The organism is Lactobacillus hominis DSM 23910 = CRBIP 24.179 (assembly GCF_000296835.1).
GTDB lineage: Bacteria > Bacillota > Bacilli > Lactobacillales > Lactobacillaceae > Lactobacillus > Lactobacillus hominis.
The window spans coordinates 15,936-27,314 of record NZ_CAKE01000018.1; the positions used below are offsets into that span (position 1 = coordinate 15,936).

At 31.5% G+C, this 11,379-nt stretch carries 9 protein-coding genes and 1 CRISPR repeat array; of the genes, 1 reads left to right on the top strand and 8 read right to left on the bottom strand.

What is annotated here, in order from left to right; genetic code table 11:
* Positions 1-36: 36 nt before the first annotated feature.
* The 3 genes from BN55_RS06665 to BN55_RS06675 form a co-directional block, all read right to left on the bottom strand.
* Positions 37-1,302, bottom strand: a complete 1,266-nt coding sequence (locus BN55_RS06665) for a chloride channel protein (protein WP_008471240.1) — start codon at positions 1,300-1,302, stop codon at positions 37-39.
* Between the two features lie 375 nt (positions 1,303-1,677).
* Entirely contained in the window at positions 1,678-2,019 is a 342-nt protein-coding gene (locus tag BN55_RS06670; protein ID WP_147614526.1) for a hypothetical protein, read from the bottom strand.
* 195 nt (positions 2,020-2,214) lie between these two features.
* Positions 2,215-3,132, bottom strand: a complete 918-nt coding sequence (locus BN55_RS06675) for a restriction endonuclease (protein WP_008471242.1) — start codon at positions 3,130-3,132, stop codon at positions 2,215-2,217.
* Between the two features lie 196 nt (positions 3,133-3,328).
* Here BN55_RS06675 and BN55_RS06680 point away from each other — a divergent pair, with 196 nt between their 5' ends.
* Positions 3,329-3,622, top strand: coding sequence for a hypothetical protein (locus BN55_RS06680; RefSeq protein ID WP_008471243.1), 294 nt, complete (start codon positions 3,329-3,331; stop codon positions 3,620-3,622).
* A 13-nt stretch (positions 3,623-3,635) separates the two neighbouring features.
* On the opposite strand, the gene BN55_RS06685 is transcribed toward BN55_RS06680, so the two are convergent.
* The 5 genes from BN55_RS06685 to cas9 form a co-directional block, all read right to left on the bottom strand.
* On the bottom strand, positions 3,636-4,082 hold the full coding sequence (locus BN55_RS06685; RefSeq protein WP_008471244.1) for an HIRAN domain-containing protein: 447 nt from the start codon (positions 4,080-4,082) through the stop codon (positions 3,636-3,638).
* 36 nt (positions 4,083-4,118) lie between these two features.
* Positions 4,119-4,748: direct repeats of the CRISPR family, unit length 36 nt; unit sequence GATCTAAACCTTATTGATCTAACAACTAACTAAAAC.
* Positions 4,749-4,781: 33 nt separating this feature from the next.
* Positions 4,782-5,450, bottom strand: coding sequence for a type II-A CRISPR-associated protein Csn2 (csn2, locus tag BN55_RS06690; protein WP_008471245.1), 669 nt, complete (start codon positions 5,448-5,450; stop codon positions 4,782-4,784).
* Positions 5,447-5,752, bottom strand: a complete 306-nt coding sequence (gene cas2, locus BN55_RS06695; RefSeq protein ID WP_040469461.1) for a CRISPR-associated endonuclease Cas2 — start codon at positions 5,750-5,752, stop codon at positions 5,447-5,449. The genes csn2 and cas2 overlap by 4 nt, the downstream gene beginning before the upstream one ends.
* Complete coding sequence (cas1, locus tag BN55_RS06700; RefSeq protein WP_008471247.1) at positions 5,730-6,638, bottom strand: type II CRISPR-associated endonuclease Cas1; 909 nt, start codon at positions 6,636-6,638, stop codon at positions 5,730-5,732. The genes cas2 and cas1 overlap by 23 nt, the downstream gene beginning before the upstream one ends.
* A 205-nt stretch (positions 6,639-6,843) precedes the next feature.
* Positions 6,844-11,004, bottom strand: coding sequence for a type II CRISPR RNA-guided endonuclease Cas9 (gene cas9 / locus BN55_RS06705; protein WP_008471248.1), 4,161 nt, complete (start codon positions 11,002-11,004; stop codon positions 6,844-6,846).
* Between the last annotated feature and the right edge of the window lie 375 nt (positions 11,005-11,379).

Sequence of the window (11,379 nt, forward strand, 5' to 3'; positions counted from 1 at the left end):
AGATCAGTACCGCATTGAGCGATATTGATCTATTTTTTAATCTATTTCTTTAGAAAGAATAATTCCTATGCAAATGGAAACTCCAGCAGCAATGCCCATTGGAATTAAGGCGCTCACATCTAAATGGCAAAGTTCAAATACCAGAAAAATTGCAAGTAGCGGCGCCTGCTGGGATGCTGTTAAAAATGCTACTGATCCAACTAATCCGCATTCAAATAATGAAATTTGCGGGAAAATCAAAACATAAATCATCCCTGTCAAAACGCCGAATGTTGCTCCAATAGAAATTGATGGCGTCAAGATACCACCGTATGCTCCACTATAAATCGTATAAGTTGTAACTACCGCTTTTGCAATCAAACAAATCAAGAGCGCCATCACAATTTCATTAGACATATGACGCGTATTATAAGCCATTTGTGCGATTCCGCGGCCATTCCCCATAATATAAGGATAAAAATAAGCCACAGCTCCTGTCATTAGACCTGCTAAAGGTAAGGTAAATAAAATTTTTCTATCCTCTATTCTATTTTTCTTAGCTTTAGCGACATATTTTCTAAAAACAAAACCAAAATATCCTAGCACTATTCCTAAAAATATCGCAAATGGCACCAAATTAAATGACAAATTTTTGTGCAAGATTATGTAATATGGCGTAAAACCATCTCGCAAAGTTCCTAATAGCGTAGCAATAACTGACATGCTTAAACATACCGCAATTGACTTACGCGAAACTTTCTTATATAAAATCTCTAAAGCAAAAAATGTACCTGATAATGGCGCAACATATTGCCCAGCTAAGCCCGCTCCGGCAGCAGCAGCTAAAATCAACTTATAGTCGTCGTTAGTAAGTTTGAACTTTTCAAATTTAGTGTATAATTTAAGCCAGTTTTGCGCAAGCATCGCAGCAAATTCACGTGGAGCAGCCTCACGTCCGACTGATCCACCAGTGCCAATATAAAAAGTCTGAATAAAATCGTGTAAACTGATGCCCACAAAGGACATTTTTTTACCCTCTAATGCTTCATTAACACTAGTTAAATGCCATTTCTTATGCAAAAAGTACCAGACAATTGCTGCAATTATTGAGCCAGCAAATACAGAAAAAAATCTCTGCCAAGGATTAATATGAATACTTACGGGAAGCTCAGCGCTTTCCTTGAAAGACAAAAATAAGCCTTCAAAAAAACTTAATATGTATCCTAAAGCGTCAGCTCCCAATCCTGCGGCCACTCCAATAACAATTGTCGTTATTATTAAAGAGGCGATATATGCAGTTTTATTTTTTTCTATATTTTCCATGCCAACTCACCTGAAAACTTAATATCCCTGATATTTTTCTATTTGTTTTTGCGATAACTCCTTATTCATATTTCCACTCTTAAAACCGTTTAAGTCAAGAGTTACGAACAAAAATCCATATTTTTTTAGAGTATTGACAACTGCATCTTTAGTGAGGATCACCTCCACGTATGTGGAGAATACTTAGAGAATTTTTTGGATTTTAGATAAAAAGAGGGATCACCTCCACGTATGTGGAGAATACACTAATAGAATCGCACTACTTCAACAATCTCTAATTTAAATATTACCATTTTTCATTACTTTCTTCATTAACTCAAAATCTTATGTTTGATAGTTGCCAAGGTTTTTATTTCATCAATTAATAAATTTACATTAATTATTTTCCTGCTCTAATAAACGTTGAGTTTGTAATTCGCCAGATGATTTCATATTATCTGGCACAGACTCCAGAGCTTGTTTAGAGTCCATACCAGCGTGCTCTTCTAAATAAAGAGCTGGAGAAACACCATATTTATTTAAAAAATCAGATAGTGAACTAGCTGGTGGCAATTGACCATTTTGTTGATTGGTTTGCGTTTGTTGAGCTTTCTCAGTGTTGACTTGAGATGAAGTGCTTTTTGACTGTTGAATTTGTTGTTTTTCCGTTGAAGTTGAGGTTTGAGAAGTATTATTTTGCTGATTAGTTTTTGTAATTTGCTTTTTAGTATTTTTCACCTGTTTCTTTGCTGGTTTCAACCTTTTAGCTTTAATTTAATTATGAGATTTCTTTTTACTTATAGAAGCACTTCTTGTAATACGCGATTGCTTTGATGCTGTCTTTTGATTAGAGCATCCCGTAATATTCACCAAAAATAACAAACTTAAACTAGTGATGAAAAATTTTTTCATTATAATTTCTTTTCTAAAATACTAATTTTCCTCTTCAAAAAAGTCATCTAATTCATATGTTGTAATAACTTTCTTTGTAACATATAGCTCATACTTGGCAATTAGATCAAGCAAATGATCTCCATCAATTAATGTAATTACCCGTGTGCCAGCCCGTGAAGCTTTAATTGCATCTCTTGTAAAAGTTGAAGTTGTAATAAAAATACCGTATTCAGCTCTAAACTTATCCATGGCACCTCGAAACTTATCAATTTCGGGTGAAGAAACAGAATTATTGGGATCCCATCTTTTAGCCTGTATTGCTACTCGCGCAGTTCTAAAATCATCAGTCCTAATATAACCGTATCCATCTAATCCACCATCGCCAGTTAATTTTGTGCCGATCGTTTCATCAATATCTACGTTCATTTTTGTAACTAGTGCGCGACAAAGAAGCTCAAACTTGCCAGGACTTAAATTGAGTAATGCATGCAAAAGATTACTTTTCCATTCTTCTTCAATATCACTATCTGTTTCATCATTTTCTTTCACATTATTTGTCGTTTGCTTTAACTCTTTATTATTCCTAGATCTTTCTTGCCATAATGGTAAAGAAAGCTTATAAAAAGACTTACTCAAGTCTGTACCAGTTCCTTTAAATAAACGTCCTTTTTCAGTGAGAGTTACTATTCCAAGTTTAGGTCGTTCAAGCATATCAGCCATGATTAAATTAGAAACTGTAAAATTAAAGGCATAATTGAATGGTAGATATCGTCTCCCATTTCTTGATGTTTTATAAGACGTTAATACATTTGCAGAAATGCTCTCTTCACTTTCAACTACTGCACGCTTCAAATCTTTGGTAGATGCTTGTCCACCAGACTGCTTCAATTGTTCAATAATCGGCTTCATCAAAAAGGCCTCTTGATCTTGCCGACCCATATTCATAAAATTATCCATTAGGTTATTTCTCATCAATCTTTTACTATTAGTACATATTTTAACGTATTAAAGAGGTTAACACACAAAATTTATTCAAAAAGAAAAGTCCTGATATACAAAGTATACTGAGACCTTCATCTTGCAAGCTATAATAAATATATTCAAAAATACATTCTCTATTTTAAAAACGTCCTACTGAGAAAGGGTGGCATTTATGTATACCCGAAACATTGAACAAAGATTGCTGTTAAGTTTTACACCAGCCCATAGAATCAGGAGGTTTATCGATAACCAAGTTTTTAAACAAGTATTTGAAATTCAGGATCATCATGTAGTAGTTAAAAATTCACTTAAATTAAAAGATTTTACTGAATATAATGTTTTATCTAAATTTTATACCGATGAGGAGATTTACCTCAAATTATTGGAAATAAAGAAGGATTATAATTCTAAATTTAAAAAGGATTTTGGAATAACTTTAGACGAATATGAAAAAGAGAAGCTTTAAAATCAATCCCACTTTACGCGCGCAAATAATCCTTTACAACTAGTTCAAGATCTTTACCATCCCAGTAAAAAGTCTTCGTTTTGGCAAATAACAAATTGCCCTCATCCATTAATCGACTCAAAATCAGATTATTATTTTGGGGCAAATACCCCATCTTTAAGCCACCTATTGTATAAACACTGATTGCATGTATATCACACTCATTATTCGGTTCACGCATCAGCAAAAGCGAATCGCCTTCACGCAATTTAGGCAAAACATGATCTTTTAGTTGCAAATATTGACTGCCAGCCACTTGGCATCCATATAAGAAGACATCCCGTGCATTGCTCGAATTATCGTAATGCAACTTTTTTGATTCATCGACTTGTGTTTGCAAATTTTCTACCTGCTTGATCAAATTATCAAAAAAGTCCTCTGGTGGAATGTGAATTGCATCTCCATATTTATGAAATTCCATAATTAGCGCTCCTTGCTCATTTATTTTTCAAGCTAACATATAAATCTTATTGATCTAACAACTAACTAAAACGGAAAAGCATACAAGACTGTAACAAAAAAAGATCTAAACCTTATTGATCTAACAACTAACTAAAACTCGGTAAAGACAAAGTGATTCAATTGCATCGATCTAAACCTTATTGATCTAACAACTAACTAAAACGTACGGCTTGTAATTTTTAACAAAACCGTGGATCTAAACCTTATTGATCTAACAACTAACTAAAACCAAAGCCTTATCTCAGTTGTAGAAGCACAAGATCTAAACCTTATTGATCTAACAACTAACTAAAACTTTACCTGAACAGGTTGCGCAAGCAATTGGGATCTAAACCTTATTGATCTAACAACTAACTAAAACTAAGCTTTTCAGGAAGCCAAAATAAAGTGAGATCTAAACCTTATTGATCTAACAACTAACTAAAACTAACGATTTAGTTGATGCTATCGCACTAGCGATCTAAACCTTATTGATCTAACAACTAACTAAAACAACGCTTTTAATTGAAAATACAAATGTCAAGATCTAAACCTTATTGATCTAACAACTAACTAAAACAATTGCTTATCAACCTTAGATTTAGGGATTGATCTAAACCTTATTGATCTAACAACCAACTAAAACCGATATTCTATAATCTATCTTTAATTTAGATAGTTAATACCAATCCACAAGGTCTTCATCAATGTAATAATAATCAACTCTTTCCGGAAATAGCGTCGATTTATTATCTGAAAATTCTATTAAAACTGATTTCAAATTCATTGATTTTAACAAATCATCTAACATAACTAACTCTGCTTTATCTAAATAATGAGCTACATTACAGAAAACTGGTACAGAATTTAAATCACACATTTGATGTATATTTAAAATCGTTTCAATTATAGCATATGGCTCCTTTAAAAGGTTAGTATCTAAATGCAGATTCTCTAGCTTTAGAAATTTTTTCATATCTTCACTAAAGTCAAGTTCTAATGGTAGCGTTTCAAGTAGTAAAGAATCTTGAATTATAGCTTCTAAATTGTGGTAAGCTTTTATTATTTTATTACGATTGTCTTCATCTAAAGATTCTATGTATTTTCTTAATATTAAAGGCATATATTTATCCAAAACATTTTCATTGAGAATCGGATCGCCAATAAAATCATAATCTTTAACTATATCTAGCGGATCATAATTATCATCTGAGCTAATAAGAGAGTGTTTCTTATTCTGAAAGCTTTCTATAATGTCGCTATAAGCAATTGTGCTTGCCGTACCAATTACTTTCAGACCGCTGCCATTCATTATCATTTTTTTGTGAGATAAATAATATAAAATCATAATATTACTGTCCTATCTGAACTATTTCTAACATCGTCAATTGGATCACCAACTAAAAAATGCATATCATTATACTGCTTTTCAGTAACCATTAAAGCTTGTACTGTACCACTAGATGGTAAAAATTTTTTAATTCTATTTTCCAAAAAATTGGCAGTTTTTCTACTTACGCAAACTCTTTCATAAACTGAATATTGAATCATTAAAAATCCCTCATTAATTAATCTTTGGCGAAACTGTCTATATTCTCTTCTCTCATTAGCAGTATCAACAGGCAAATCAAACATTATCATTAATCGCATCATTCGGTACCTCATGAATCAACTCCATTTCTATATTTACTTTATCTATCTCTTTACTCAGATATCTCAAGCAATCTCTGACATAAACAGTGATTGCATTAGAAAGTAACGTTTTTCTACCATTAAATTTAATTTCTAAACTAAGTAATTCCACCAAGCCAAACTTAATATCTGGAGTAAAATCTGAAACATTTTCGTGTACTTTAACCCAATAATCTACAAAAGGTCTGAAAGGTTCCATTAAATCCGATCCTAAATTAAATTGATTTTCTTGAGAATGATGGTGTATGCCCAAATAAGATAGATATCCATTTACTGCTATTTCTCGATTAAAAGCCGAAAGTAATATAGCATACCCATAATCCAGCATTGCATTAATTACGCCTGAATTTCTTCTTATAAAGTTTTTACCAAATATGTTCATAAAATATTTTCTGGCAGCTGCTGCCTCTCGATTTGTTAGATCATTGAATTCTACTTGATCCAATTCATTTTGAACACTGTCTGACTCTAAATTATAATTTTTTAAAACTTGAATTTGATTCTGAATCTTGCTCGTAACGATTCTCGTCCATAAAAGGCCTTTACGGCCCTCATCCCACTTAAACTGATTTTTAAGCTTTGCTAAATTTCGACTATTTGGATAATAATCGACTGTTTCAGTAATTGGCTGATATTTTTCATCAACAAAAATTATTTTAGATTGATTTTCGGCTAGCTTACTAATTAGTGCACTTGTAATTACTGCCTGAGAGGTTGATACCAACAATAAATTGATATCGCTAATAGGTATCTGATTAATCCCATCTCTTGTTTGCACAATCATCATATTCATTGAATACGTTAATTTAGCATGTTGCGTAATTATTACCGATCGCCATCCCATATGTTTCCTCCTTGTATCTTTCACCTATACATGATATTATTAATTTGTTGGGTAGCTCCCAACTCTAAACTTTATTGATCTAACAACCAGATTTAAAATCAAGCAATGCATCTTTTGATGCAAAGTTTCAACACTTGTCCCGAGCTATCGAGGGACTTTTTTTATACAAAAAATAGGGAATCCCATTGGTGGTTCCCTATTTTCTTTACAAATCTGAAATCTTAAGGCGTTTTTCAAATAAACCTGTTGGAGATTGATAAATTAATTTTGCATTTTCAGAAAGTGATACGCCAGTATGAAATTGCATAAAGCCTAATGGCGTAGATAATCCTAAAGACTTAATCTTAGGCATTACAGCATTATCATGTAATCCATTTAATACCTGTAAAATTGTCTCTTTTTTCTCAGCTAATGGTAGATCAACAAATTTTTCTCTTCCAGCATGTAATTTTTCTCTAAATTTATTAATATCAAACAATGGTAAGTATTTATCAATATTTGTAAGAATTTCATCATATGCTTCAACCAAAGCTTTCTCCTCTTCGGTATCATTTTCACAATTATCAGTAATTGCTTGCATAGAATATTGAGATAAAGTTAATTGCTTAGCATTTTGGACATACGTAGAACTTGCAAGCATAAACTTTTTGTCACCATCTAAAATTACTTGCTTATATGGAACTTTTGCTTTAACAATCTCAAATGAACTAATTGTTTTATTTTTCTTTCCATTCTTGCTATACATAATTTCAGGTTCAAGTACCTGCTTTAAATAAGCCTTATAGTGACCATTTTTCTCAGCTTTTCTTAAATTAACCAATTCACGCATTGGTACTCCGAACACGCGATATTCGGGGCCCTTTTTCTTATTAATTCTAGCAATAATCATATAGGCATCGGAATTATTTGTATATCCGCCATATATTTCAGTAGGCATATCTTTCTTTTTAGGAATTAAATTACGTGATTTCTTTGTATCACGTGATAAACGTGGATAGACCGTCATCTTAAACATTTCCTGATCGTGAGTTTCGGTTTCTCGAGAAACAAGCATGTATTTATAGTTATATGCACGTTTCAATTTTTCAATTATATCTTTTTTATCAAAAACCTTTTTCTTAGTTTCACGACTGATAATATCGTTATCCTTATTTTCAAAAATTTGCGAAATAAAATTATATCTCCTTGTTTTATCATAAATTATCTTTTCTTTTTCAGGTTCGGAACTAAATTTTTTATATTGTCCATATACAAAGAAAGGACGTAAATAAGGATAAACCTGATAAAGAAGATTACCACAAATAGCTGAAAGATATGCATCAATTGCATGATGATAATCATTTACTTCTCTGCTCTTATATAAGTTCAAGCGCTTTCGTAAATAATGATTATATCGCGCCTTAACAACTATTATTTCAGTATCAGGATACTTAGATTGTAAAATTGTTGAAACTAACTTAATAATTTGACTCGTTTCAACTAGTTGTCTGTGTATGAAGCCTGAAGATTCATATTTATTAATCTTATCTGGATCAATAATTAAATTATTATACTTAGTCTTCGTAATTAATCCTTGCTCTTTCCATTTTTCCCACATATGACGAATCGTCATTCCTAAGTCAGTTGCCATACGATTTCCATATAATTTAACTGGTACATTATCCGATTTGCCATTATTTACTGCTTTTTTTACTAAAACTCGGTTTTCCAAGGAATCATCTTTAATAAAGCTCTGTGGAAGAACGTGATCTATATCATATTGTTCTAGATTATCAATATCAATTAGTTCACCCGTATAAGCATCCCTACCAAGTTGCATAAAGTATAAATAGTGCTTATCTTTTAGCAATTTTTGATCTTTAGCAACCCGTTCCAATTCATTTCTGATAGTTTCTGACGCTAATTCGTTAGACATTTCTTTATAGACTTTACGCAATTTATTTGCTCGACTTTGGCTTATTTTAGCATTATCGTCTGCATCTCTGGTAAATTCAATTGCGATCTGCTTAGGAACTTTTCCTGAAGTTGCTTTAACAATATCATCAACCACTTTAACTACTTGGCGGATTGCTTTCTTATTAGCTGGTGACGTATAAGCCTCATTTAAAATATCTTCTACACTTGTATCAACTAGTAAGTTTTGGTTAGCAACTGCAATAGCATCTTTAAAATCAGCTTGATTTACAATTTGCATAAAATTGTTTTGACTATCCCAAAGTTGCTCAATAATAGTTTGACCATTATTGTCAGTTAATTGTGATAATAATTTCTTCGATAATTGACCCCAACCTTGCATTCTAATCTTGCTTAGTTTGTCAATTTGTCTATCACTTAGCCAGTCTATAGTTTTCAACTTTTCTTTATAAATAGCCTTATCTTCAAAAATAGTTGACCATTCGATGATCCGTTCGAAATCTTTATTATAGTTAGGATCATCAATTTGTTGATCAAAAATCTTCAAATTTTTTAATTTATTATAAGTTGTCAATCCAGAATTAAATTTCTTTTCATCAGATAAGCCCTTAATCTCAACTTTAATAAGTTTATAATTTTCTTTCAAATAGGATTTAAGCTTATTAGTAGTTACAGTTGAATTCTTCTTAAACAAGTTATTATATAGTTCTTGTTTTAAAGGCACAGATATTCGTTTACCATTAATTTTTACGTTATTAAGTTCATTTAATACTGTAAACTTTTGATAAAGTAAACTATTAGCTGGTAAAACATCCTCACCTAATAAGTAAGTATCTATAGTTGTCATTCGTTTAATGAACTTGTTTGCTGACGCCATTCGATCTACCTTTTGATCAAAATTCCAAGGAGTAATCTGTCCTTGCTCCTTACGTATCATCCAAGCAAAATTTTGATTTTTCTTTGTTTGTTTATTTTTAGTAGATTCGTTTGGTGAAATTAATGGTCCTACATAATAAGGAACTCTAAACCTAATTAGTTCATCAAGCTTATATGGTGCTTGCTTTAAATGTGAAGAAACGGGATTTACCTCTTTCAAAAACGGATAGTACTTTCCCTGATTTTCAATAATTTTGTCTAATTCAAGCTGATGAAGCTGATATGGAATTACCCCATTCTCATTTGTTCTCTGTTTTGGCATGAATGAATCTAAGGAAATTGCATCTAAAATTTCCTGTGATTCCTTTGAATCATCTAGATTCTTTTTAATTTCTTTATAAAAATCTTCTTTTGATAAAGTTTTCTTCTTTTCTAATATATCTTTAGCTTGAAGAATTTTTCCATGTCGATTATTAACATACAAGTCATAAGCCAAAGCTAATTTCTTAGCCTTATCTCGATCAGGATGATCAGAAATAACTTGTTTTAATAATTTCAAATCATCTGAATGTTTCTTATACTTATCCTTCATTGATTCAGATAAAGTCTTTCCCTCTTCGACAATGTTACTTAAAGTAATTGCATTAGCCAATTTCCTAATTACTAACAGAATTTCTTGTTCATTTTCATTAAGATCCCCAATTAGATTTTCAAACTTATTATCTGCATCCACATCAGTAAGCTTAAACTCCCAATCGTCTGCTTCATCTTTACTTACATCTTTTAATAAAATAGTTTCAAATTTAGTTTTATAACCTAAAATAGCATTTACTATTTGCTTAGAAACATCCTTCATTAACTTAGTACGTTCCTTATCCTCAGTTTTTAAAGAAAGTAATTGGTTAATTTCCTTAACTTTATTTATCTTGAAGATTTTCTTATCTCGAATAATATTTTCAATTTCTAATGCATTATTGCTATCAAGTTCTACATTAAATTCTGAGTCTAATCCTTCATATAACTCATTTAATTTCTTTAAGCTACCTTTTACATCTATTTTTGAAGCTTCAAAGGCTTTAACAGGCGTATTATATAAAAAATTACCGCGGTATTTCACAATATGGTGAATTGCAAGATAAACTTCTCTTAAATCAAATTTTCGATCTTCAGTCATCAACTTGTAACGAAGATGATAAATAGTAGGATTATCAACATAAAACTTCTTATCTTCAAGAGATGTTGGATAAATTATTGAAGATACATTTTTTCTTGTATCTAAAGGTGAGAGACCAGACTCTTTTAAACGAGCAAAAAAGTATGGATCAACTTTTGCCAAATGAGAATCAAATATCTCTTCTAATAACTTTAATCGCCACTTTCTTCTTTTAATTCTTCTCCGTGTTGTTCGAAAAGCCCGACGATCAGCTGCCGAATTTCCTGCATCAAATAAGTGAGACCCAATAGCAGTTTTTCCATGCATTCGCAGAATAGTATTTTTTGAATCCATTGCTACCCAGCCACAAGAATTAGTCCCGATATCCAGGCCCACAATATAGTCTTCGGTTATTTTTGTCATATATTATATTTCCTTTCTAGTATTTAACCGACTTAACATTTAAGCGCTTTCTTACATCGTAAAAATAATGTGAGCAACTCCTTGATTAAATTTCATTGATCTAACATCCATCTAAAACTACTAATTAAGTCAAAAAGATTTGCTCACAAGTACATTTTAATACTAATTAAGATATTTTTCTATATGTTTAAACACTTAATACATCATAGAGCTTTCTAATATAAGCATAAATTTTACAAACTCATTATATACACTGCACCAACACAAAAAGGACCAAGCCTACTGATATGAACCCCGAAATTCGGACAAGAATTTCGAGGTTTTTATTTATGGCTAAATTATCTAAACAAGACAAAATTGGTATTTACAATAATT